The organism is Thauera aromatica K172, assembly GCF_003030465.1.
Taxonomy (GTDB): Bacteria; Pseudomonadota; Gammaproteobacteria; order Burkholderiales; family Rhodocyclaceae; genus Thauera; species Thauera aromatica.
In genome coordinates, this window is sequence record NZ_CP028339.1 from 3,570,136 (window position 1) to 3,591,606 (window position 21,471).

Below are 21,471 nucleotides of genomic sequence, written 5' to 3' on the forward strand. Positions count from 1 at the left end.
GTCGGCGACCCGTTTGCCACGGCTGTAGGCCTTGTCTTCCTCGTGATGCTGGTAGTAGAGCACCAGCAGACAGTCAGTGCCCGGCGGGACTCAGGGGCGGGCGCTGGCAGCCTCTTGCCGCAGGTCGTGCGCACGCTTGATCAGGTACTGGTGGATGCGTTCGGCATCGGCCTCGGAGACCGTACCGGCAAAAGGCGGCATGCCCTTGGCGGCGCGCGCGCCCATCAGTACGATGTCCTTGAACTGGGCGTGCTTGCGCGCATCGAGATAGCGCAGGTCAGGCAGCACTCCGCCGGAAATCGCATTCAAACCATGGCAACCGCCGCAGAAGCCGTTGTACAGCGTGCGGCCGGCCGCCAGGTCCTCGGCGCTGGCCGTCACGGCCGGGGGTTGCGGTACCGCTTGCGGCAGCTGCGCCGGCGGCGGCAGCACGACTTTGCCACCCAGCTTGTAGGTCAGCACCCGGGCTTCGGGCTGCACCCTGGCCTCACGCGACAGCGGCCCGAGGATCAGCGGAAAGATACCGCCCCAGCCCGCCATGAAGGTCACGTACTGCTCGCCATCGACCTCATAGGTGACCGGCCCGGCCATCACCCCGGTATTGGCCGGAGACGACCACAACAGCTTGCCACTGTCCGCCGCATACGCAGTCACGCGACCATCGGCCGTACCCTGGAATACCAGATTGCCCGCCGTGCTCAACGTACCGCCGTTGTAGATGGTGCGATAGTCCTGCGTCCACACCGCCTGCTGCTGGACCGGATCCCAGGCCAGCAGCTTGCCCTTGAAGCTGGCGGCAATCTGCTTGACCACCTCGGGGTCCTCCGGCAGGTCGGGCACATCCACCCCGAGGTTGACCACCGACTTGTGGGCAACCCGCTCCGGATTGGCGGGCGCCGACAGCATGCCGGCGGTCTCTTGCATCGGGATGTAGACCAACCCGGTGGCAGGATTGAAGGACATCGGGTGCCAGTTATGCGCGCCGATGAAGGCCGGCGAGATCACCTTCGGCCCCTTCAGGTAGTTCGCAGCCTCCTCGTCCACCGCAGGCCGTCCGGTGGCAAGATCGACATGGGTGGCCCAATTGACCGGCGCGAACTTCTCCGCCGACAGTAGCTTGCCGTTGGTCCGGTCAAGCACGTAGAAGAAGCCGTTCTTCGGCGCCTGCATCAGCACCTTGCGCTTCTTGCCGTCGATCGGCAGCTCGGCCAGGATGATGTGCTGGGTGGCGGTATAGTCCCACATGTCACCCGGCGTGGTCTGGTAGTGCCACACGTACTCACCGCTGTCGGGGCGCAGTGCGACAATTGACGATACGAACAGGTTGTCGCCCTTGCCTTCGGAGCGGGCCTGGCGGTTCCACCACGACGCATTGCCGGTACCAATGTAAAGCAGGTCGAGTTCGGGGTCGTAAGCCATCGAATCCCACACCGTACCTCCGCCCCCCTGCTTCCAGTACTCCGTACCGTGCCAGGTCTTACGGGCGATATCCATCGCACGGTCGTCTTTCTCTTGCGCCGGATCGCCGGGCACGGTGTAGAAGCGCCAGGCCAGCTTGCCGGTGTCCGCATCGTAGGCAGATACATAACCGCGCACGCCATACTCCGCACCACCGTTACCGATCAGCACCTTCCCCTTGACTACCCGTGGCGCACCCGTGATGGTGTAACTACGGGCGTGGTCGACCACTGTGTCGGTCTCCCATAGCTTGCGTCCGTCGCGTGCATCGAGTGCAATCAGCCGGCCGTCGTAGGCACCGACGTAGACCTTGCCCTGCCACACTGCAACGCCGCGATTGACGACATCGCAACAGCCTTCGGACATACGGATACCAGGCACATCGGGATCGAACTTCCACAGCAGCGTGCCGGAGCGTGCATCGAAGGCATAGACGATACTCTTCGCACCGGTGGTGTACATCACACCGTCAACCACGATCGGCGTTGCCTCCACCCCGCGGTCAATGTCGAGCCTGGCGGTCCATGCCAGGCCGAGCTCACCGACATTGCGGTCGGTGATACGCTTGAGTGGCGAGTAGCGTTGCTCGTCGTAGGTGCGGCCGTGGCTCATCCAGTTACCCGGCTCGCGGTCGGCCGCGATGATGCGTGCAGCATCGACTGCCGCCGGGGCACTGGCGGCGCTGGCGCCAAAAGCCAGCGGAAAGATCAGACAGGCACCAGCGAGGTGCAGGCGTGACGGCAGCTTCATGTGTCTCCCCATCGTCTGTCACTCGATACTGCGGCGCAAGGTATCGATTCCGACATGAATCACGACTGTCACCGTCGCAGCGACATGCCGCACCGGTATAGAAGCCTTAATTTTGCGGGGCGGTTACGGGCTGTGACGAGCGCGGTGGCAGTGCGGCACGGGCGGAAGGTTCCCGAGGGTACCAAAGGTTCGGCATACTGAGAAACGATCCGCCCTGAATAACTATCTACACGTTACTGTGCGTCACCCCGCAGTTCTGCTTTTGTCATTATTGCGCGACACTGCATGACAATAACCACCACGGAGCCCGAACCGATGCAGACCGAGCACAAGAAGGACGCCGCCGTCCCGGCCTCACGCAAGCGAGCGGTGCGCAGCAAGCACGCCGGCGGGGTCGAAACCCCCCGGCCCGCGCGCGCCGGCGACATCGCCCCTGCACACAGCGCGGCAGGCATCGCCGGGTTCGAGATCGACCAGGCCGTCGGCGCAGCGCGCGACGCCAAGACGGTGGCGGTGTCCGACATCGTCCGCCGGGTCGCCAGCGAAGGCATCGACTCCCTGACCCAGACGCTGGCGGCGATCCTCGAGGGCGCCTCGCCGGACGACGCCGCGGTGCTGCGCGAGACCCTGCTGCACGGCGAGGAGCCGCCGCCGAAAATGCCGGTGGCGCCGGACGACCAGCTCACCCCCGACTGGCGGGTGGGCGGCTATCCGTACAAGAACCTGATGTCGCGCAAGAACTACGAGAAGCACAAATACCACCTCCAGGTCGAACTGCTGAAGCTGCAGGCCTGGGTCAAGGAAACCGGGCAGAAGGTGGTGATCGTCTTCGAAGGCCGCGACGCGGCGGGCAAGGGCGGCACCATCAAGCGCTTCATGGAGCACCTCAACCCGCGCGGCGCGCAGGTCGTGGCGCTGGAGAAACCGACCGAAACCGAACGCGGCCAGTGGTACTTCCAGCGCTACATCCAGCACCTGCCCAGCGCCGGCGAAATCATCCTGTTCGACCGCTCCTGGTACAACCGCGCCGGCGTCGAACGGGTGATGGGCTTCTGCAGCAACGACGAGTACAACGAGTTCATGCGCCAGGCGCCGGAATTCGAGCGCACCCTGGTGCGCAGCGGCATCCACCTGATCAAGTTCTGGTTTTCGGTGAGCCGCGAAGAGCAGCGCCGGCGTTTCAAGGAGCGCGAGAAGCACCCGCTCAAGCAGTGGAAGCTGTCGCCGATCGACCTCGCCTCGCTGAACAAGTGGGACGACTACACCAAGGCCAAGGAGGCGATGTTCTTCTACACCGACACCGCCGACGCGCCATGGACCGTGGTCAAGTCCGACTGCAAGAAGCGCGCACGGCTCAACGCGATGCGCTACGTGCTGCACAAGCTGCCCTACGCCAACAAGGACACCGAAGCCATCGGCCCCCTCGACCCGCTGCTGGTCGGACGCGCCAACGTGGTCTATGAGCGCGGCGAGAAGGAAGCGACCGCGCTGCTTTGAGCCGGCCCGCGCTGTGGCGCGGGCGGCGGCCGGATCATCGTGAAGCGCACGGCGCAAGCCGGCGCTTCGGACCCAGAGTGGCGACCGACCCCGTCAAGACCAGCCTGCGCCAGAAGCACAAGCGCGCGGCCTGGGATGACGACATCAGGATGAAAATGCTGGGAATTCATCCGTTATGACTTCCGAGTGCGGAAACCCTGGCATGAAACCTACCCTTTGGAAGACGAAAAACCGAGGGAAACTCAGTTAATAGGACAAAGCCTGCTCAACCTCGGTTCTATAGTTGTACAGGATTCGGTCAAGCTCCCAGCCGTTAACTCCAGAACGACGTGCAACCTCAAGATAAAAATTCTCATGCGCTGAATACGAAGGAAAAGAAACCCCCAACAACGCCGAAACAGATTTTATCCGAACATCTATAGCAATACTGTCTCGAAAGTCTTTATGATACACATCCATCATTATGTTTCTAGCATACTTGGGCCCGATCCCTGGAAATTCTTTTAAGAACCGGATCTTGCTTTCCCGCCCGACACAGGACAACAGCGCTGCCTTGGCAGCTGCAGGCCCCCCCAGATCACGGATGTGCTCGAAGCAGCCGAGAATGAAACGTGCTTTCCTGTCCGGCATTCGAATACGCGCAATACGACAAACATCGTAGATCTCAGTGGCGCGGGCAATATCAGTCAGAAGCTCAAGGACCTCATACGTAATGCGACGATAGTTGTTTTGGTTTTCGATGAGACCTTGCCGACCTGATGAGCGCCCCATTGTTGCGAAACTTTGCAGTAAATAGTGCCAAAGGAAGTCGGCGCGCTCTAGATCGGAACTATTCCGTTTTAAGCGATTTAATTCCTGAACCTTCGTTCGAGCGAGTACGCGAATGATCCTGGAAAGACGATTTTGCGCTGCTACCACTGGCATATTGGCTTCCTGACCTAACGATTAAGCTATTAACTCGGCAATCAAATAGCGCAATTAATAAACGTACTGAACGTACTCATAGCTGAGGGGGCAGCCGCTTTCGGCATAAAGCGAATCGAAAATCGGCGGCATCACACACAGCACCAAATCGGCCAGCACTTTCACTCGAACCAACGGGTGCTCGACAGCAATACGACCATCGATATTCACGTAGCCGAACAGGGCGTTCTGTTTGGGCTCTATGCCGTTTCCAGTGGAAATTGACTTCTCAACAGACATGAGCATCGGTGGTACAACCGCCCAACGCTGACAGTAACCGTAACCTCGCACCGCATGAACACCCAGATCGAAGCCCTCTTCACCACCGCACTTGGCCTGCAGCCGCCCTGGCACGTTGCCAAGGTCGAACTCAACACGGGCAAGCGCCGGATCGACTTCGAGGTCGAGCACACCGGTCGTCGTGCCGCGTGTCCGGCGTGTGGAGCCGAGCACCAGTTGGTCCACGACCGCGTGCGGCGCAGCTGGCGTCACCTGGATTTCTTTCAGTTCGAAGCGTGGCTGCATGCCGAGATCCCGCGTGTGCAGTGCAACGGCTGCGGCAAGACCACGCAGTTGCCGGTGCCGTGGGCGCGTGAGGGGAGCGGCTTTACCCTGCTGTTCGAGGCGCTGAGCCTGTCGCTGTGCCAGGAGATGCCGGTGAGCCAGGCAGCCAACCTGTTGCGGGTTGCGCCCAAGCGCCTGTGGCGTCGGGTGCGCCATTACGTCGAGGTGGCCCGTGCCAAGGACGACATGTCGGGCGTGCGCTACGTCGGGATCGACGAGACCAGCGTCAAGCGCGGGCACGCGTACATCACCGTCGTGCATGACCTTGAAGCCAAGCGCTTGCTGTTCGCCACACCAGGCCGCGATCACGTGACGGTGCAGGCCTTTGCGCAGGACATGCGCGCGCACGGCGGCGACCCGCAGGCCATCGAGCATGCCTGCATCGACATGAGCGCAGCCTACGCCAAGGGGATCGGCCAGTCGCTGCCCAATGCCCAGATCAGCTACGACCGCTTTCATGTCGTCGCGCTGGCAAGCGCGGCGATGGACGAGGTCCGACGCGAAGAGATGCGCAGCTCCGCGGCAGCGGTTCGTGAAGCGGTCGGCGCACAGAGCAAGAAGACGCTGCGCCAGCTGCTGTGGGGGATGCGCAAGAACCCGGTGAGCTGGACCCGCGCTCAGTTCGAGGCGATGCACTGGCTGCAGCGTTCGAATCTGAAGAGTGCGCGCGCCTGGCGCCTGAAGCAGGCACTGCGCCTGGTCTACAGCGAAGCGGGCGCGAGCAACAGCGAGGAGCTCGCGCACGGGGCGATGTCGAAATGGTTGAGCTGGGCACGCCGCAGTCGCCTGGAGCCCTTCAAGCGGCTGGCCGCCACGCTGAAGGCGCACCTCGGTGGCGTCGTACGCGGCATGCTCGACGGTCGCAGCAACGCCTACGTCGAAGCGATGAACGGTCTGCTCCAGCAGACCAAGACCGCCGCCCGAGGCTTCCGCAACATCGACAACTTCATCGCCATGGCCTACCTGCGCATGTCTAAGCTCAAGCATCTACCGAACAACCCCTTGGTGCCGGCCATCCCCCGCGACTACGGGCGCTACCGTCATGTCTGTTGAGAAGTCAATTTCCACTGGAAACGGCATAGAGCCTCTGTTTGTGGTCGGTTCGGCGCATCGGAACAATAGGAGCAGTAATGTATGTATGTATGTATGTATGTATGTATGTATGTATTGTAACGTCTGGGAAAGCCTCGCCGTTGCTCAAAACTGACTAATCCGTATTCCGCTAAATTCTAAATATTTTGTTGACATAAACCAAGTGAATTTTATCTGATTCGAGAGGTAATCATCGTCACGCGCAGATCGACACCGAGGTCCGGTTCGCTGGTCGTTGCATAGATGTAGAACACGTCGGGTGCAGGGTACTGCTCAATTGTCCGGACGATTTTCCGAACCGAACTCATGGTCAGAGCAGACGATTCCGTGATCGTGACGAAGACGCGTCGCGTTCCGTCAAGTTGCCGGGCGACGATCCCGTCTTCTGCCTGCACGGCCGCGAGAACATCCTGCAATGCGGATTCGCCTGTCCCCGTGATGCACAGGGCGGAGAGTTCCCCGGCCCCCTTCAGCCAATCGAGGACCTTCGAGAGATCGCAATTGACCATGCTTGGCTCCAGGATCGTTGAGGTGAAGCAACGGACAAGGTTTATCACTTCCTTGTCGATGAGGCGGGACATGTGATTGAAGGTTGTATCCTGGCCGCGCCGCACACCGGGCTCATCATTGCTGACCGTTATCACCGCCTCCGTCTGGCGCCGGAGCCGTCGCAGTCCCTTTCGTGCAAGCCGCTCGCGACCGTTTTCGAAGGAGAACGGTCGGGTCACGATTGCGATTACGGGAATGCCCATCTTGCGCGCGATTTTGGCGATGACCGGCGTCGAGCCTGTGCCGGTTCCACCCCCAAGCCCGGCGACGAGGATGAGAAAGTGGCGGTGCTTCAATGCATTCCGAATCGTTCGACGAGACGATTTGGCAGCGGCCCGACCTGCGGAAATCATTCCCCCGGTTCCGGCCCAGGATGTGCCGAGGTGCAGCTTCGTCGAGGCGTGACTGCGTGCAAGCGCAGCGGCGTCGGTGTTGGCTGCCATGCATTCGAGCTGCTCACCTCCGGGCAGGCAGAGCAGGGCATCAAGAAAGTTGCAGCCTGCGTCACCCACACCCATCAGAACGATCCGAGGGGGACCCACAATTTCTACTGCTTGCATGAGTATCTCGTAATGACTCGTGATTGACGGCGGCCTCAAGGCGAGCCGGCTGGAAAACGATCAACGGGGTGTTGCAATGGGTCAGAAGTTCTTGGCCCACTCTTCCCAGAAACCCGGTTCATCGTGCGCGGCATTCTTCATCGCCATCTCCAGAGGCACGTAGCAGAAGGTGGCATCCGGAAATCGCATGCTGCCATCCGGATTCTCCAGAAATGCCCGCAGCTCCTTGTAGGCAGGTAAGGTGGGATCGTACGGCAGGTCGATGTAGATCTGTCCCAAGTAGGGAAATATTCCGTTCTCGTTCGCGAAGTCGGCGCAATGCCGCCAGCCGATGCCGTGTGCGTCAAGCCAGCCGATGATCTGCTGCCGCCGCGGAAGATGCTCCCAGTCAAGTTCGTCAAAGAAGCCAAGACCATCGACATTCTCTTCCTTGAGGTCTTCATCGGATGTCGGCTGATGGAATTGCACATACAGGACATCGCGCTGTTCCTTGCGGGCGATCGCATCTATGTGTTCGATTAACATGACCATGACCAATCTCCTGATGTTTTGTAGGGAAGCCCGAGCTGGCATGCAGGCCGCAGGGAACAGCCCCGACCGGCCCTCACCGCCTTCGTCATCGATCGGAACCCATCTTATCGCTCTAGTACGACATTTATTGTCGCGTTAAGGTGTGACGACATCCGCCAGGAAGTTCTCCAAAAACGCATATTGCATGAAGAGGCACGAATGACCTTGGCTCCTCGCCCTTTTCGATACCGCGGCCAGGTCTGCGGCTGGCGTGGCGGTGTCATCGCCCCCGGGAGCCATGCCCTCACGCCGTCCCGTTCCGTCAGCATGGGCGGAGTTATCGATGCCCCGCCTCTTCCTCGCGGACCGTGCCAGACCGGCTCTGGACGGTGGCCATGGCGGCCATGTAGTCGTGGAGCGTACGCCGTAGCAGGTCGGCGGCAAGCCGGGCGATTTCACCCGAAATTTCGCTGCGTGCGGCGTGGAAGGCCGCGCGCAGGTTGGCCGCATCCTTTTGTGCGTCCTTGTCCATGTCTTCGAGAACGTAATCGGCATCGTCTGCAAGCGCTCGCGCGAGCATGCGAAGGAAGCCGGGCTTGACCGTGTCGAAGATCCGTTCGAACTTGGGTGTCATGCGCTGGCGAATGCGCAGGCCTTTTCTCAGGCTGTCGAGGCTGGCGCGTTCGGTATCGAAGTCCCACACCGGTCCGGCGGCAGCCTGCATGGCGTCGCTCAACGCTTCGATGCGGTTTGAAATCCATCTTTCGCAGGCTTCGTCAAAACGCATCGCCAGCGTTATCAGGAGCCCGGTCTGGATGAAATCGGCGAAATCCCACATCAGGCCATCGGATGTGAGGTTTTCCAGCTTGCGCTCGAGCGCATCCCAGACATCGCCAGCGATGAAGTCGCCAATATCAGCGGCATCCGCATGCCAGGTTTCGAGTTCGGCTTTTTGCCGGGCGATGAGGGACGAAGGGATTTCAGCCATGATTGCCTCTTGACGGTGTCCCGCTCCGGATCGAGCGGCAGAAGAAATTCTATTTTTGCCATACGACAAACTGCGTCGCATACCGACGGACAAGTCCTGCTGGAAGCTCCGCTCACCGTCAACGCAGACAGGGACGGTAGTTCCAGACGTACCACTCCTGTAGCGCGTTATCGATCGCACGCGGATGGGCCATGCGCACGCATTCAACCGCCTGCTCGGGACCCATGCCGGACTCGACAAGCAGGCATGCAGCCACGGTCCCGGCTCGCCCGAACCCCCCGATGGAGTGCACAAGGACGCGCCTGCCGGTCCTCAGCAGCGCGCCGATCTCGCCCGCGACCGCCTGCCAGCCATCTTCGAATGCGGGACCGGGGGGATAACGGTCACGGACTGGCAGGTGGCGCCACTGCATACCCAGACGTCCGCTGCCACTCGCCAGGCGTTCGGAGCCGGACGTACTGAGCTCGTGCGGTTCGGTCAGCGTCAGGATGAGCGCGGCTCCCCAGTCGCGGATGCGCACCAGATCCTCACCCAGACAGCATTGCCGGCTCTCCCCCGAGCCATCGCCCGATTGCAGTCCCGGACACAGGGACAGCCCGATTTCTCCCCAGCCTCCGAGAGGCTGGACGGAGGCGTCCGGGAGCTTGCGCGACGGCAGCCGAGACGGCTCGGGAGGAATCGGGTGGATGTCATATCTGTTTTCCATGACGGCATTGAACCATCCGGATACGTCATAAAATGTCGTATAGTTTCCGCATCGAAGGAGAACAGTTGCATGGCGGCATACAAGGAACGCATCGAACGCCTCGAAGCCCTGTTACGGATCATTCCCACGCGTGCTCGTCCGGAGGAGTGTCCCGACCCGGCCCGCCTGCTGGACCGTGTAGCCGAACACTTCAAGGCGCATACCAGCCCGAACGCCCGGCGCCGGGCGATCCAGCGCGACCTCGAGGAGCTGGTCGGCGCAGGTGCGATCGAAGCGGTCAATCCCGGCGGCAAGCCCCTGCGCTACCGGCGCACGCATGAGCGCGACGACACCGATCCCTACGTCTGGGACTATGCCCGTCGGGCAATGCGCAACCTCGTCGAGAGTGCACTGCCGATACGACGGCTCGAAACTCTGTGGCCGCAGTTGCTCGACCCGCAGAACGGTTTTGCCCTCGGGGAGGACAGACTGCGCATCGTCAGCGACACCCAGCGTCTGCTGCCGGCCGCGATCCGGAACGGCGTGCTGGCCGACGTGCTCGAGGCGCTCGCCTGTTCACGCACGCTCAAGGTCGGCTACCGCGACAACGCGGGAAAAGTCACCCAGCCTACGTTGCACCCTCAGGGACTGTTGCAGCGTGGCCCCCGCCTGTATCTGTTCGCACTGAAGAACGACGAGAATGAGCCCCTGCGCATGTATGCACTGCACCGCATGACGCGCTCGGCCGTCAACGAGGAGGCGGCCCGGCTCATGCCGGGCTTCGATCTGCAGACACTGATCGAGAGCGGGCAGGCGGACTTTGCCGGGAACAAGCATTTCGATCTGCGTCTGCGTGCCCGCGGCTATGTGGCCGAGTTGCTGCGCGACTGCCCGCTCGCCGAGGGTCAACGCATCGAAGACGAACCCGACGGCAGCCCGTTCGACGTCGTGGTCCAGGCTACCGTACCGGCAACCGGACAATTGCTGCGCTGGGTGCTGGGTTGCGGCGACAAGGTCGAAGTGCTCGAACCCGCCGCGCTGCGCCAGGTGGTGATCGCACAGACCGCCAAGGCGGCCGCGATCTACCAGGGCACGACGCCGGAGGCGGCCGGCTGACGATCGGCCCGTATGCCCTCCATTGCCCCCCGGCTGCGCACCCGCAGGGCGATGGAGGGGCGGGCAGAGCTGCCCGCGCCGCGTTCAGCCGCCCAGCGCCGGATTGAGCGAGTAGGAGCCGGTGAGCTTCGCCTCGGCGAGCACATGGCCGGCGATCGCCGCGCGCAGCCCGGCGCCGGTGAAGCGCCCTGCGACCGCGCAGTGCGGCACGTCGAGGGCGTACAGGGTGAACACGTAGTGGTGGAGCCGTTCGTCGTTCCACGGCGGGCAGGGGCCGTCGTAGCCGTGGTAGTCGCCTTTCATCGTTTCGTCGGCGGCGAACCAGGGGGTGAAGTCGTTGACGCCCTGGCGCGCGCCGAGGGCCGCGGCCGGGCCGGGCTTGCCGCCGGGCGTGACTTCGTCGGAAAACTGGCCGGCGGCGATTTCGCGCAGCTCGGCCGGGAGGTCGACGAGGAGCCAGTGGTAGAAGTCCACCCGCGCCAGGCTGGCGGGAATGGTCCGCCCTTCCTGATTGACGTCGTCGCCGCGACTGGGAACGTCGGGGTCGTGGCAGATCAGGGCAAAGGACTTCGTGCCCGCGGGCACGTCGGACCACGACAATTGCGGGTTGCGGTTGCCGCCGAGGCATACCCGGCCTTCTGCGGCCGGAATGCAGAAGGCGAATTCGCCCGGAATCGGGGCGCCGTCGGTGAAGCTCCGGCTGGTCAGTTTCATGGCGTTCTCCTCACGGGTTGAAAGCTTCGCGGCCTCATGCGGGAACGGCATCCGCTTGCGCGCGCCATCCCCGGCAGGCCATCCAGGGGCCGCGGCGGCGCGCCGGCTACGGCGCCTCGCACAGGCAGTGCAGGTACAGGTGCTGCGGATCGTTCCAGCGCGCCAGCTCGGCGGCCGATGCCTGCATCTGCCCCAGCAGCAGGGCGAATGCGCCCGGATTCGCGGCGTGGCCGCCGGCGCGGCCGAGATCGATGCCGAACGGCTCGCCCGCACGCATCAGCCGGCGCAGCAGGCGCTGCTCGATGGATTCACCGGCAGCGGGCCAGACCAGCTCGTAGTCCTCCAGCCCGGCGCGCCGGGCAGCGGCGGCAACCGCCGCGGTGAGCCCGCCGAGGTGATCGACGAGCCCCAGCTCGGCCGCCGCGGCGCCGGTCCACACCCGTCCGCGGGCGACCTCGTCGACTTCGGCGACGCCCATGTCGCGCGCCTTCGCCACCGTCTCCAGGAAGCGCCGGTAGCCGTGCTCGATGCCGAGCTGCATCGCCGCGGCGGCGTCGGGGTCGAGCGGGCGGCGCGGGTCGAGCGCGCCGGCGAGCGGCGCGGTGGCCACCCCATCGACCCCGATGCCGAGCCGGCGCAGAGGTTCGGAAAACTCCGGGAACAGGCCGAAGATGCCGATCGAGCCGGTGACCGTGGCCGGCGCCGCCCAGATTTCGTCGGCGCCGGTGGCGATCCAGTAGCCACCGGAAGCGGCCACCGAGCTCATTGAGGCGATCACCGGCTTGCCCGCGCGGCGGGTGAGTTCGAGCTCGCGGCGGATCAGCTCGGAGGCCCAGGCGCTGCCGCCAGGGCTGTCGATGCGCAGCACCACCGCCTTCACCCGTTCGTCCTCGCGCGCGTCGCGGATGAGGCGGGCGAAGGTGTCGCCGGCGACCACGCCGCCGGCTTCCATGCCGTCGACGATGGTGCCCTGGGCGACGATCACTGCGACCCGGGCATCCGCGCCCGCGGCGTTGCGGTCGATGAGGGCGAGGTAGTCGGCGGCGTCGATGCTGCGCGCCTCCCTGCCGCCGGGCGCCGTGCCCACTGCTTCGACCAGGCGCGCGCGCCATTCGTCGCGGGTGCTGAAGCGATCGACCAGGCCGGCGTCGAGCGCCGCCTGTGCCGCGTCTCCGCCGCTGGCAGCGAGCGCGGCGCGCAGGCCGTGCACGTGGGCATCGACCGCCTCGGGGGCGAGCTTGCGCCCGGCGGCGATGTCGTCGCGCATCACCTGCCACAGGCCGCCGAGCAGGTCGCGGGTGGATTCGCGGTCCTCGTCGGACATGTCGCTGCGGGTGAAGGGCTCGGAGAAGGACTTGTACTCGCCGACGCGGAACACATGGACCTTGATCCCGAGGGTATCGAGCGCGCCCTTGAAGTAGGTGCCGTAGCGCGCCAGCCCGCGCAGCAGGACGAAACCGTCGGCCGACAGGTGCACTTCGTCGGCAACCGAAGCGAGGTAGTACTGCGTCTGGGTGAAGCGCTCGCCGCGCGCCAGGACCGGCTTGCCCGAGGCCTTGAAGTCGGCGATCGCGGCGCGCAGTTCGGCGAGCTTGGAGAGTCCGCCGCCGAGCAGCTCGTCGGTCTCGATCACCAGCGCGGCGATGCGCTCGTCGTCGCGCGCGCTGCGCACCGCCTCGAGCAGGTCGGCGAGCGCCACCTGCCCGCCCGGCGCGCCGCCGGCGCGCAACAGCGCCAGCGGCGGCTCCAGCACCGCCTGCTCGACGATCGTCCCCACCGGGCGCAGCACCAGTGCCGAGCCTGGCGCCAGCGCGGGGCCGGGGTGGAAGAAGAGGGCGAGCACGGCGCCGATGGCGAAGATCAGCAGCGCATAGAAGGCGCCCCGCAGCAGCAGGTCGAGCATGCGCACGAAAGTGCGCAGCACGGTGAACAGGAAGCGGAACAGGGCGCGCAGCACGGCGGGCGGTCCTCGGTAGGCGGGTGGGCGGGCGGCCCGCTCAGCCGGCGCGGCGGCGGAACACGAGGTCCCACACGCCGTGGCCGAGGCGCAGGCCGCGGTTTTCGAACTTGGTCAGCGGACGGTGGCCGGGGCGCGGCGCGAACCCCTCCGCGGTATTGGCCAGCGCCGGCTCGGCCGACAGCACCTCGAGCATCCAGTGGGCGTAGTCCTCCCAGTCGGTGGCGCAGTGCAGGTAGCCGCCGGGGGCGAGCTTCTGCGCGACCAGGGCGACGAAGTCGGGCTGGATGATGCGGCGCTTGAAGTGGCGCTTCTTGCGCCACGGGTCGGGGAAGAACACATGCACGCCGGCGAGGGCGCCGTCGGCGATCATGTCGCGCATCACCTCGACCGCGTCGTGCTGGATGATGCGCAGGTTGGCGAGGCCGCCTTCGGCGATCAGCTTGCACAGCGCACCGACGCCGGGAGTGTGCACCTCGATGCCGAGAAAGTCGTGGTCGGGCATCGCCGCGGCGATGCGCGCCGTGGTCTCACCCATGCCGAAGCCGATCTCGAGGATCTTCGGCGCGCGGCGGCCGAACGCTGCGTCGAGGTCGAGCGGCGCGGCGCGGTAGTCGATACCGATCTTCGGCAACATGTCGTCGAGGTAGCGCTGCTGGGCTTCGGACATGCGCCCCTGGCGCAGCACGAAGCTGCGGATGCTGCGGCTGGAAAAGCGGTGCTCGGGACTGTCGCGGCCGATGATCTCGACTCCGGCGACCGCTTGCTGCGCGTCTTGCGTGCCCGTCATGAACCGATCAGCCCCTGCGTCGGCGAGCTCGGGTCGGCCGAGTAGAACTTGCGCGGCATGCGCCCGGCGAGATAGGCGTCGCGCCCGGCTTCGACCGCCTTGCGCATCGCGCCCGCCATCCGCACCGGCTGGCCGGCGGCGGCGATCGCGGTGTTCATCAGCACGCCGTCGCAGCCCAGCTCCATCGCGATCGCGGCGTCCGACGCGGTGCCCACGCCGGCATCGACCAGCACCGGGACCTTGGCGTTGTCGATGATCAGGCGCAGGTTCCAGGGGTTGAGGATGCCCATGCCAGAGCCGATCAGCGACGCCAGTGGCATCACCGCGACGCAGCCGATGTCTTCGAGCATTTTCGCCTGAATGGGGTCGTCGGCACAGTACACCATGACCTCGAAGCCGTCCCGAACCAGGGTTTCGGCCGCCTTCAGCGTCTCCGGCATGTTCGGGAACAGGGTCTTCGGGTCGCCCAGCACTTCGAGCTTGACCAGGGCATGGCCATCGAGCAGCTCGCGCGCCAGGCGCAGCGTGCGCACCGCGTCGTCGGCGCTGTAGCAGCCGGCGGTGTTGGGCAGGAGGGTGAATTTTTCCGGCGGCAGGACGTCGAGCAGGTTGGGCTCGTCCGGGTTCTGGCCGATGTTGGTGCGGCGGATCGCCACGGTGACGATCTCCGCGCCGCTGGCGTCGATCGCTTCGCGGGTCTGGGCGAAGTCCTTGTACTTGCCGGTGCCGACCAGCAGGCGCGAGGCGTAGGCCTTGCCGGCGATGACCAGGGAGTCGTTCATGATGTGGGCCTGTGTGGTTCTGGATGAATTTGAAAACGGTCCGGGAGGCGGATCAAAAGCTGCCGGGAAAGCGCCCTCTTCAGGCCGCCGGCGGCGGCCGCGCCGGACTCAGCCGCCACCGACGGCGACGACGACTTCGAGCCGGTCGCCCTCGGCGAGGGTGACTGCACCGTGGCGCGCCTTGGGCACGATCTCACCGTTGCGCTCGACCGCCAGGCGCTTGCCGGCGAGGCCGCGGGCTTCGAGCAGGGCGGAGACGGTGAGATCGGGCGGCAGGGTTTCGGATTCGCCGTTGATGAAAACCTGGATCATGTCGGTGCATGCGATGAAGTGCGGGGGAAAATCTTAACATACCGCGCCGTTTGACTTTTCCCGCACCGGGCGCTAACTTTCCGCCACCTTGCGCCGATTTGATCACCAGCTTGCGGGCGCTCAACAAATACGGCTAAAGCGAGGGCACCCAGTCCGCGTTTGCAGCCGACTGGGTTTTTTGTTTTGCACATGACGAACATGATCCAACCCCGATCGGTCGGCGTGGTGGCGCCGCAGCGGGCCGAGTTTTCGCAGCCGCTGGCGCTGCGCAGCGGCGGCACGCTGGAGCGCTACCATCTCGTCTATGAAACCTACGGCACGCTCAACGCCGCACGCGACAACGCGGTGCTGGTGTGCCACGCCCTGTCGGGTTCGCACCACGTCGCCGGCACCTATGCCGACGCCCCGCACAACGTCGGCTGGTGGGACAACCTGGTCGGCCCGGGCAAGCCGCTCGACACGCGCAAGTTCTTCGTCATCGGCGTGAACAACCTCGGCGGCTGCTACGGCTCGTCCGGCCCCAACCAGCCGAACCCGGCCAGCGGCAAGCCGTGGGGGGCGGACTTTCCCTTCGTCACCGTCGAAGACTGGGTCGAATCGCAGGCGCGCCTCGCCGACCAGCTCGGCATCGAGCGTTTCGCCGCGATCGTCGGCGGCAGCCTCGGCGGCATGCAGGCGCTGTCGTGGGCGCTGCAGTTTCCCGAGCGCGTGCGCAAGGTCGCGGTGATCGCCGCCGCACCCAAGCTCACCGCGCAGAACATCGCCTTCAACGAAGTCGCCCGCCAGGCCATCCTCAGCGACCCCGACTTCCACGGCGGCCACTACTACGAGCACGGCATGGTCCCCGCGCGCGGACTGAAGCTGGCACGCATGGTCGGCCACATCACCTACCTGTCCGACGACTCGATGGCGGAGAAATTCGGCCGCAGCCTGCGCCACGGCCGCAACACCTACAGCTACGACGTCGAGTTCGAGATCGAGTCCTACCTGCGCTACCAGGGCGACAAGTTCGCCGGCTACTTCGACGCCAACACCTATTTGCTGACGACCAAGGCGCTCGACTACTTCGACCCCGCCTTCGACTATGCCGGCAACCTGTCTGCGGCGCTGGCACGCGCGAGCGCGGACTTCCTGGTGGTGTCGTTCACCACCGACTGGCGCTTCTCGCCCGAGCGCTCGCGCGAGATCGTCTATGCGCTGCTGCACAACCGGCGCAACGTCAGCTACGCCGAAGTCGACTGCCCGGCCGGCCACGACTCCTTCCTGCTCGACGAGCCGCACTACCACGCGCTGCTGTCGGCCTGGTTCGACCGCATCGAGGTCTAAATTGATACAACCCCCACGCTCACTGCGTTCGCTGCCCCCCAGGGGGGCGTCAGTACGCTTGAGACGGCTCGGCGCATACTGATATGACCTCCTACCGCTACGACTACGAAGTGATCACGCAATGGATCGAGCCCGGCGAGAAGGTGCTTGATCTGGGCTGCGGCGACGGCGCGCTGCTGCGCCACCTGATGGACGTGCGCCAGGTCCAGGGCTATGGGGTGGAAAACGACCCCGACAAGCTCCTGGCGAGCGTGCGGAACGGCGTCAACGTGATCCAGATGGACCTGGAAAAAGGCCTGGTGGGGCTGGAGGACGGCTTCTTCGACCATGTGATCATGAGTCTGTCGCTGCAGGCCATGCACAATACCCAGGGCATCCTCGCCGAGATGCTGCGGGTGGGCCGCGAAGCGGTGGTGAGCTTTCCCAACTTCGGCTACTGGCGCCACCGCCAGAGCATCATCAACGGCCGCATGCCGGTCTCCGAGAGCCTGCCGCACCAGTGGTACAACACGCCCAACGTGCGCTTCTTCACCATCGCCGACTTCGACGCCCTGTGCGAGCTGAACGCCATCGAGGTGCGCGAGCGCCTGGCCTTCGACGAGGGCAAGCTGGTCCTCGACGAACCCAACTTCCTCGCCAGCGTGGCGGTTTACCGGCTCGGACGCGGCGCCTGAAAGCACGCGGGCGGCGGAAAACCGCCGCCCGCCAGGGCTGAAGCGCGTGGACCAACGAGGGCGGCAACTGGGCGCGCGCCCGGAAACCGGCGGACGGCGCCTTCAGCCGACCACGAAGGACGAGACATCGACGCGCACAAGCGGCCGTTCGAGCGCCGCGGCAGCCACGACGGCATACTTTTTCGCCCATTCGCTGCGCTGCTCGAAGCGCGACTCGCCGCCGTTCTTGGCGACGCTGAGGATCATGTCGAGCATCAGCACCTTGCCCATCGGGTTGGTCGGCGTGCACCCGAGATCTTCGAACTCCTGCGTCAGCCAGACCCGGGCCTGATCCTTGGTCATCGCCGCCACTTCCGCATCCTGCGGCGTGAACCGATATTCGCGCTCACCACCGAAGACCACGGTCACTGAATAGGGCATCTAAAGCTACCTCCTCGAAGCGGGGAATTTCCGCTTGCGCGCATTGTTGGCGCAGATGGCGCCAGACGCAAGCTTGGTATCGGATTGTATCAAGCGGCCGGAAGGCGATGATCTGCGATAATGGCCCGCCCCGCATTGCTACAGATCAATCGCACCTTGCCCTCCCCCGCATCGCCCTCTCCGGCATCGCCCTCCCGGGCCCCCGCCTGGCTTGCCGCCCTGCTCAACCGCCGGATGCTGGTGTGCATCTTCACCGGCTTCGCCTCCGGCCTGCCGCTCTACCTGCTGCTCAACCTGGTGCCGGCGTGGCTGAAGACCGAGGGCCTGTCGCTGAAGGCGATCGGCGCCTTCGCCCTGATCCAGTTTCCCTACACCTGGAAGTTCCTGTGGGCGCCGCTGCTCGACCGCTACGGCATCCTGCCCTGGCTCGGGCGGCGGCGCAGCTGGATGTTCGTCTCCCAGCTCGGCCTGCTCGCCGCGATCGCCTGGCTCGGCCAGGTGTCGCCGGTGGAGCAGCTGACGCTGGTGATCGGCCTCACCGCGGCGATCGCGCTGCTGTCGGCCACCCAGGACATCGCGCTCGACGCCTTCCGCCGCGAGATCCTGCCCGACGATGAGCTCGGCCTGGGCAACGCGATCCACGTCAACGCCTACCGCATCGCCGGGCTGGTGCCGGGCTCACTGTCGCTGATCCTCGCCGACCACCTGCCGTGGACGCAGGTGTTCCTGGTCACCGCCGCCTTCATGCTCCCCGGCCTGGCGATGACCCTGCTGGTGAAGGAGCCGCGCGCCGCCGCCGGCACCCCGCGCACCCTGCGCGACGCGGTGGTCGAACCCTTCCGCGAATTCTTCGGCCGCCACGGCGTGCGCTCGGCCTTGCTCGTGCTCGCCTTCCTGTTCTTCTACAAGCTCGGCGACTCGCTGTGCACCGCGCTCGCCACCCCCTTCTACCTCGACATGGGCTACAGCAAGACCGAAATCGGCGTCATCGCCAAGAACGCCGGGCTGTGGCCGATGGTGATCGGCGGCATCCTCGGCGGCATCTGGATGCTCAAGCTCGGCATCAACCGCGCGCTGTGGATCTTCGGCGTGGTCCAGTTCGTCACCATCCTCGGCTTCGTGTGGATGGCCTGGCTGGGCCCGGGCGACTCCACCCCGGCGCGGCTGGTGGTGCTCGCCACCGTGATCGCCGGCGAAGCGGTCGGCGCCGGGCTAGGGACCACCGCCTTCGTCGCCTTCATGGCGCGCGCCACCCACCCGGCGTACACCGCGACCCAGCTCGCGCTGTTTACCAGCCTGATGGCGGTGCCGCGCACCTTCATCAACGCCACCGCCGGCTGGCTGGTCGAAGCGCTGGGGTGGACCCACTTCTTCTGGCTGTGCTTCCTCCTCGCCGTGCCCGGCATGGTACTGCTGCTCAAAGTGGCGCCGTGGAACGGTGACCGCGCCGCCACCCCCGCCGCCACCGGAGCCTGAGCGCCCGCCGGCCGCCCTCCTTTTGCGCACCTGCACGTCCCCGCGCGCCCTTCCATTCGCCGATGCCCGCCCCCTCCCATTCGCCGATGCCCGTCCCCGAACCTGCGCCGACCATGACCGCTCCCACCCTCATCACCGCCGCCCGCACCCTGTCCGCAGCCGTCGACGCGATGCGCTTCGGCGCTCCGGTGACCCACGTCTACAACCCGCTCGACTACGCCTGGGCGATCCACCACCGCTATCTCGAGCGCTTCGGCGAAGGGCGCAAGCGCGTCATCTTCGTCGGCATGAACCCCGGCCCCTTCGGCATGGCGCAGATCGGCGTGCCGTTCGGCGAGATCGCCAGCGCGCGCGACTGGCTGGGCCTGGAAGGGGCTGTCGGCCAGCCCGCGCAGCCCAACCCCAAGCGCCCGGTGGAAGGCTTCGCGTGCCCCCGCTCGGAAGTCAGCGGCCAGCGCCTGTGGGGCCTGTTCCGCACCCGCTTCGGCACCCCGGGCGCCTTCTTCGCCGCACACTTCGTCGCCAACTACTGCCCCCTCGCGTTCTTCGAGGGCGGCCGCAACCTCACTCCCGACAAGCTCGCCACCGCCGAACAGCGCCCGCTGCTGGCGGCCTGCGACGCCCACCTGCGCACCCTGGTCGCCACCCTCCGGCCGGAATGGGTGATCGGCATCGGCAACTGGGCGGAAAAGCGCGCCACCGAGGCGCTCGCCGACCTGCCCGGCCTGCGCTTCGGCCGCATCCTGCATCCGAGCCCGGCCAGCCCCGCGGCCAACCGCGGCTGGGCCGAGGCAGCGACGCGGCAGCTCGTCGAACTGGGCGTATGGCAGGACTGAGCCCGACCCGCTTCAGCCCAGCGCCCGCCCCTCACCGGCCTCCTCGTAGGTGCGGCCGTCGCGGATGTGGTAGAGGCGGCGGAAGGTGGGAATGATCTTCTCGTCGTGGGTGACGACGATGATCGCGGTGTCGTACTCCTGCGCCATGCGGTCGAGGATGCGGATGACGCCCAGCGCCCGTTCGCTGTCGAGCGGCGCGGTCGGTTCGTCGGCGAGGATCACCGGCGGGCGGCTGACCAGGGCGCGCGCGATCGCCACCCGCTGCTGTTCGCCGCCGGAGAGCTGGGAAGGCATCGCCCGCGCGCGGTGGCCGACGTCGAGCGCCTCGAGCAGTTCGCGGGCGCGCTTTCTCGCTTCCGCGTTCGGCCGCCCGGCGAGCATCGGCAGCAGGGCGACGTTGTCGGTGACGTCGAGGAACGGGATCAGGTAGGGCGCCTGGAACACGAAGCCGATCCGGTCGCGGCGCAGCGCGCGCAGGTCGCGGATCTTCCAGCCCTCGTCGTAGATCGCCTCCCCGCCCAGGGTCATGCGCCCGGCGCTGGGTTCGATCACCGCCCCCAGGCATTTGAGCAGCGTGCTCTTGCCCGAGCCGGAAGGGCCGATCAGGCCGACCACTTCGCCGGGCGCCACCACCATGTCCACGCCCTTGAGCGCCTCGACCGCGGTGTCGCCGCTGCCATAGCGCTTGCGCAGGCCTTCGATGCGGATGCCTTCCATGTCAGCATGCCCCGCGCCAGGCGGAGCGAAACCCCTTGGGGGCGGAGAGCAACGAAAGCAGCGAACTCAGTGCACCCATTTTTTGAACCTGCCCCCTTTTTCAATTGTTCGAGCGCAGTCGCCTGAACATCGCCGAGCGCGAGGCGCTCCTGGATATCTTCCTGGCCCGATGCGAGTGGGTACGGATCTATTACGCCTGGCGACCCAATCTGCGTGACGAGGGCGATAATCACCTCGTTGAATTGGCTGTCGCTGGCAGCGCGGACATGATCGTAACGCGCAATCTGAAGGACTTTCGCCAGATGGAGCTGAATTTCCCGCACTTGCGTATCTGTTCACCCGAGACCTTTGTGGAGGAACTGCAATCATGACGGCACTGACTGTGCGCCTGCCTGACGACAAGTATCGGCGGCTCAAGGCGCTCGCCCAGGCGAGGGGCATGAGCGTCAATCGACTGGTCGATGAGATGGCCACCCTGATGCTGGCTGAATTCGATACGGAAACCCGTTTTGTCATGCGTGCCCAGCGCGGCCGGGGGCGCGAAGCGGAAGGACTGGCGCTGCTGGAGAAGGCGTCTTCCCCGCCGCTGCCGTAGCGCTTGCGCAGGCCTTCGATGCGGATGCCTTCGCAGTATGCGCCGAGCCGCCTCAAGCGCACTGACGCCCCCTCGGGGGGGTGAGGCAGGGATTTCGCGGCGTACCGCGCCGTGCCTGCCGAACGGGTCGGCTGTGTAAA

At 65.4% G+C, this 21,471-nt stretch carries 23 protein-coding genes; 9 read left to right on the forward strand and 14 right to left on the reverse strand.

Annotated features, from left to right (window positions below):
• Positions 1 to 90 precede the first annotated feature (90 nt).
• Positions 91 to 2,208 (reverse strand): PQQ-dependent dehydrogenase, methanol/ethanol family, encoded by a 2,118-nt coding sequence (locus Tharo_RS16785; RefSeq protein WP_107222190.1) that lies wholly within the window; start codon positions 2,206 to 2,208, stop codon positions 91 to 93.
• A gap of 285 nt (positions 2,209 to 2,493) precedes the next feature.
• Between Tharo_RS16785 and ppk2 the strand changes: the two genes are divergently transcribed.
• Positions 2,494 to 3,705, forward strand: a complete 1,212-nt coding sequence (gene ppk2 / locus Tharo_RS16790; RefSeq protein WP_342749568.1) for a polyphosphate kinase 2 — start codon at positions 2,494 to 2,496, stop codon at positions 3,703 to 3,705.
• A gap of 246 nt (positions 3,706 to 3,951) precedes the next feature.
• Here the strand turns inward: ppk2 and Tharo_RS17615 are convergent, their stop codons facing one another.
• Positions 3,952 to 4,629, reverse strand: coding sequence for an HhH-GDP family DNA glycosylase (locus Tharo_RS17615; protein WP_159051729.1), 678 nt, complete (start codon positions 4,627 to 4,629; stop codon positions 3,952 to 3,954).
• 54 nt (positions 4,630 to 4,683) lie between these two features.
• The gene (locus Tharo_RS17620; protein WP_159051730.1) at positions 4,684 to 4,908 is read right to left on the reverse strand and encodes a hypothetical protein; all 225 of its coding nucleotides are present in this window, start codon (positions 4,906 to 4,908) and stop codon (positions 4,684 to 4,686) included.
• Between the two features lie 54 nt (positions 4,909 to 4,962).
• Between Tharo_RS17620 and Tharo_RS16795 the strand changes: the two genes are divergently transcribed.
• On the forward strand, positions 4,963 to 6,285 hold the full coding sequence (locus Tharo_RS16795) for an ISL3 family transposase (RefSeq protein WP_107222118.1): 1,323 nt from the start codon (positions 4,963 to 4,965) through the stop codon (positions 6,283 to 6,285).
• A 209-nt stretch (positions 6,286 to 6,494) separates the two neighbouring features.
• On the opposite strand, the gene Tharo_RS16800 is transcribed toward Tharo_RS16795, so the two are convergent.
• From Tharo_RS16800 to Tharo_RS16815, 4 genes are all read right to left on the reverse strand, one after another.
• Positions 6,495 to 7,433, reverse strand: a complete 939-nt coding sequence (locus Tharo_RS16800) for an FtsZ/tubulin family protein (RefSeq protein WP_107222192.1) — start codon at positions 7,431 to 7,433, stop codon at positions 6,495 to 6,497.
• Positions 7,434 to 7,514: 81 nt separating this feature from the next.
• Positions 7,515 to 7,964 (reverse strand): hypothetical protein, encoded by a 450-nt coding sequence (locus tag Tharo_RS16805; protein WP_107222193.1) that lies wholly within the window; start codon positions 7,962 to 7,964, stop codon positions 7,515 to 7,517.
• A 316-nt stretch (positions 7,965 to 8,280) separates the two neighbouring features.
• Complete coding sequence (locus Tharo_RS16810) at positions 8,281 to 8,931, reverse strand: hypothetical protein (protein WP_107222194.1); 651 nt, start codon at positions 8,929 to 8,931, stop codon at positions 8,281 to 8,283.
• Between the two features lie 118 nt (positions 8,932 to 9,049).
• A complete protein-coding gene (locus tag Tharo_RS16815) occupies positions 9,050 to 9,637 on the reverse strand; it encodes a phosphatase domain-containing protein (RefSeq protein ID WP_107222195.1) in 588 nt (195 codons plus the stop codon).
• A gap of 69 nt (positions 9,638 to 9,706) precedes the next feature.
• On the opposite strand from Tharo_RS16815, the gene Tharo_RS16820 reads away from it, so the two are divergent.
• Positions 9,707 to 10,732 carry a helix-turn-helix transcriptional regulator gene (locus tag Tharo_RS16820; protein ID WP_107222196.1) on the forward strand — a complete coding sequence of 342 codons (1,026 nt, stop codon included), beginning with the start codon at positions 9,707 to 9,709 and terminating at the stop codon, positions 10,730 to 10,732.
• A gap of 84 nt (positions 10,733 to 10,816) precedes the next feature.
• Here Tharo_RS16820 and Tharo_RS16825 read toward each other — a convergent pair whose 3' ends face one another.
• The 5 genes from Tharo_RS16825 to thiS form a co-directional block, all read right to left on the reverse strand.
• A complete protein-coding gene (locus tag Tharo_RS16825; RefSeq protein ID WP_107222197.1) occupies positions 10,817 to 11,446 on the reverse strand; it encodes a YbhB/YbcL family Raf kinase inhibitor-like protein in 630 nt (209 codons plus the stop codon).
• Positions 11,447 to 11,552: 106 nt separating this feature from the next.
• On the reverse strand, positions 11,553 to 13,403 hold the full coding sequence (sppA, locus tag Tharo_RS16830; RefSeq protein ID WP_107222198.1) for a signal peptide peptidase SppA: 1,851 nt from the start codon (positions 13,401 to 13,403) through the stop codon (positions 11,553 to 11,555).
• A 40-nt stretch (positions 13,404 to 13,443) separates the two neighbouring features.
• Positions 13,444 to 14,193 carry a tRNA (guanosine(46)-N7)-methyltransferase TrmB gene (trmB, locus tag Tharo_RS16835; protein WP_107222199.1) on the reverse strand — a complete coding sequence of 250 codons (750 nt, stop codon included), beginning with the start codon at positions 14,191 to 14,193 and terminating at the stop codon, positions 13,444 to 13,446.
• Positions 14,190 to 14,975: a thiazole synthase gene (locus tag Tharo_RS16840; RefSeq protein WP_107222200.1), complete on the reverse strand. Its 786-nt coding sequence runs from the start codon at positions 14,973 to 14,975 to the stop codon at positions 14,190 to 14,192. Before Tharo_RS16840 ends, trmB begins: the two co-directional genes overlap by 4 nt.
• Positions 14,976 to 15,083: 108 nt before the next feature.
• Complete coding sequence (gene thiS, locus Tharo_RS16845; RefSeq protein WP_075147544.1) at positions 15,084 to 15,287, reverse strand: sulfur carrier protein ThiS; 204 nt, start codon at positions 15,285 to 15,287, stop codon at positions 15,084 to 15,086.
• Positions 15,288 to 15,485: 198 nt separating this feature from the next.
• Between thiS and metX the strand changes: the two genes are divergently transcribed.
• Entirely contained in the window at positions 15,486 to 16,613 is a 1,128-nt protein-coding gene (gene metX / locus Tharo_RS16850) for a homoserine O-succinyltransferase MetX (protein WP_075147543.1), read from the forward strand.
• Between the two features lie 83 nt (positions 16,614 to 16,696).
• Entirely contained in the window at positions 16,697 to 17,287 is a 591-nt protein-coding gene (metW, locus tag Tharo_RS16855) for a methionine biosynthesis protein MetW (protein ID WP_075147542.1), read from the forward strand.
• 102 nt (positions 17,288 to 17,389) lie between these two features.
• On the opposite strand, the gene Tharo_RS16860 is transcribed toward metW, so the two are convergent.
• A complete protein-coding gene (locus Tharo_RS16860; RefSeq protein WP_075147541.1) occupies positions 17,390 to 17,707 on the reverse strand; it encodes a hypothetical protein in 318 nt (105 codons plus the stop codon).
• 120 nt (positions 17,708 to 17,827) lie between these two features.
• Here Tharo_RS16860 and Tharo_RS16865 point away from each other — a divergent pair, with 120 nt between their 5' ends.
• Positions 17,828 to 19,183, forward strand: coding sequence for an AmpG family muropeptide MFS transporter (locus tag Tharo_RS16865; protein WP_327359736.1), 1,356 nt, complete (start codon positions 17,828 to 17,830; stop codon positions 19,181 to 19,183).
• A 113-nt stretch (positions 19,184 to 19,296) separates the two neighbouring features.
• Complete coding sequence (locus tag Tharo_RS16870; protein ID WP_107222201.1) at positions 19,297 to 20,019, forward strand: uracil-DNA glycosylase family protein; 723 nt, start codon at positions 19,297 to 19,299, stop codon at positions 20,017 to 20,019.
• A 12-nt stretch (positions 20,020 to 20,031) separates the two neighbouring features.
• Here Tharo_RS16870 and Tharo_RS16875 read toward each other — a convergent pair whose 3' ends face one another.
• Positions 20,032 to 20,736 (reverse strand): ABC transporter ATP-binding protein, encoded by a 705-nt coding sequence (locus Tharo_RS16875; protein ID WP_107222202.1) that lies wholly within the window; start codon positions 20,734 to 20,736, stop codon positions 20,032 to 20,034.
• A 104-nt stretch (positions 20,737 to 20,840) separates the two neighbouring features.
• Here Tharo_RS16875 and Tharo_RS16880 point away from each other — a divergent pair, with 104 nt between their 5' ends.
• Together Tharo_RS16880 and Tharo_RS16885 are read left to right on the forward strand one after the other, a co-directional pair.
• Entirely contained in the window at positions 20,841 to 21,107 is a 267-nt protein-coding gene (locus Tharo_RS16880) for a PIN domain-containing protein (RefSeq protein ID WP_107222203.1), read from the forward strand.
• Positions 21,104 to 21,331 carry a ribbon-helix-helix protein, CopG family gene (locus tag Tharo_RS16885; RefSeq protein ID WP_075147536.1) on the forward strand — a complete coding sequence of 76 codons (228 nt, stop codon included), beginning with the start codon at positions 21,104 to 21,106 and terminating at the stop codon, positions 21,329 to 21,331. Before Tharo_RS16880 ends, Tharo_RS16885 begins: the two co-directional genes overlap by 4 nt.
• Positions 21,332 to 21,471 lie beyond the last annotated feature (140 nt).

Excerpts from the sequence above, each read along its gene's own strand:
- Tharo_RS16795 (WP_107222118.1), top strand. The coding sequence starts at position 4,963 with ATGAACACCCAGATCGAAGCCCTCTTCACCACCGCACTTGGCCTGCAG.
- Tharo_RS16785 (WP_107222190.1), bottom strand. The coding sequence starts at position 2,208 with ATGAAGCTGCCGTCACGCCTGCACCTCGCTGGTGCCTGTCTGATCTTT.
- Tharo_RS16810 (WP_107222194.1), bottom strand. The coding sequence starts at position 8,931 with ATGGCTGAAATCCCTTCGTCCCTCATCGCCCGGCAAAAAGCCGAACTC.
- Tharo_RS16875 (WP_107222202.1), bottom strand. The coding sequence starts at position 20,736 with ATGGAAGGCATCCGCATCGAAGGCCTGCGCAAGCGCTATGGCAGCGGC.
- metX (WP_075147543.1), top strand. The coding sequence starts at position 15,486 with ATGATCCAACCCCGATCGGTCGGCGTGGTGGCGCCGCAGCGGGCCGAG.
- Tharo_RS16885 (WP_075147536.1), top strand. The coding sequence starts at position 21,104 with ATGACGGCACTGACTGTGCGCCTGCCTGACGACAAGTATCGGCGGCTC.
- thiS (WP_075147544.1), bottom strand. The coding sequence starts at position 15,287 with ATGATCCAGGTTTTCATCAACGGCGAATCCGAAACCCTGCCGCCCGAT.
- Tharo_RS16825 (WP_107222197.1), bottom strand. The coding sequence starts at position 11,446 with ATGAAACTGACCAGCCGGAGCTTCACCGACGGCGCCCCGATTCCGGGC.
- trmB (WP_107222199.1), bottom strand. The coding sequence starts at position 14,193 with ATGACGGGCACGCAAGACGCGCAGCAAGCGGTCGCCGGAGTCGAGATC.
- Tharo_RS16865 (WP_327359736.1), top strand. The coding sequence starts at position 17,828 with ATGGCCCGCCCCGCATTGCTACAGATCAATCGCACCTTGCCCTCCCCC.
- ppk2 (WP_342749568.1), top strand. The coding sequence starts at position 2,494 with ATGACAATAACCACCACGGAGCCCGAACCGATGCAGACCGAGCACAAG.
- Tharo_RS16815 (WP_107222195.1), bottom strand. The coding sequence starts at position 9,637 with ATGGAAAACAGATATGACATCCACCCGATTCCTCCCGAGCCGTCTCGG.
- metW (WP_075147542.1), top strand. The coding sequence starts at position 16,697 with ATGACCTCCTACCGCTACGACTACGAAGTGATCACGCAATGGATCGAG.
- Tharo_RS16800 (WP_107222192.1), bottom strand. The coding sequence starts at position 7,433 with ATGCAAGCAGTAGAAATTGTGGGTCCCCCTCGGATCGTTCTGATGGGT.
- Tharo_RS16805 (WP_107222193.1), bottom strand. The coding sequence starts at position 7,964 with ATGGTCATGTTAATCGAACACATAGATGCGATCGCCCGCAAGGAACAG.
- Tharo_RS16840 (WP_107222200.1), bottom strand. The coding sequence starts at position 14,975 with ATGAACGACTCCCTGGTCATCGCCGGCAAGGCCTACGCCTCGCGCCTG.
- Tharo_RS17620 (WP_159051730.1), bottom strand. The coding sequence starts at position 4,908 with ATGTCTGTTGAGAAGTCAATTTCCACTGGAAACGGCATAGAGCCCAAA.
- Tharo_RS16860 (WP_075147541.1), bottom strand. The coding sequence starts at position 17,707 with ATGCCCTATTCAGTGACCGTGGTCTTCGGTGGTGAGCGCGAATATCGG.
- Tharo_RS17615 (WP_159051729.1), bottom strand. The coding sequence starts at position 4,629 with ATGCCAGTGGTAGCAGCGCAAAATCGTCTTTCCAGGATCATTCGCGTA.
- Tharo_RS16820 (WP_107222196.1), top strand. The coding sequence starts at position 9,707 with ATGGCGGCATACAAGGAACGCATCGAACGCCTCGAAGCCCTGTTACGG.
- Tharo_RS16870 (WP_107222201.1), top strand. The coding sequence starts at position 19,297 with ATGACCGCTCCCACCCTCATCACCGCCGCCCGCACCCTGTCCGCAGCC.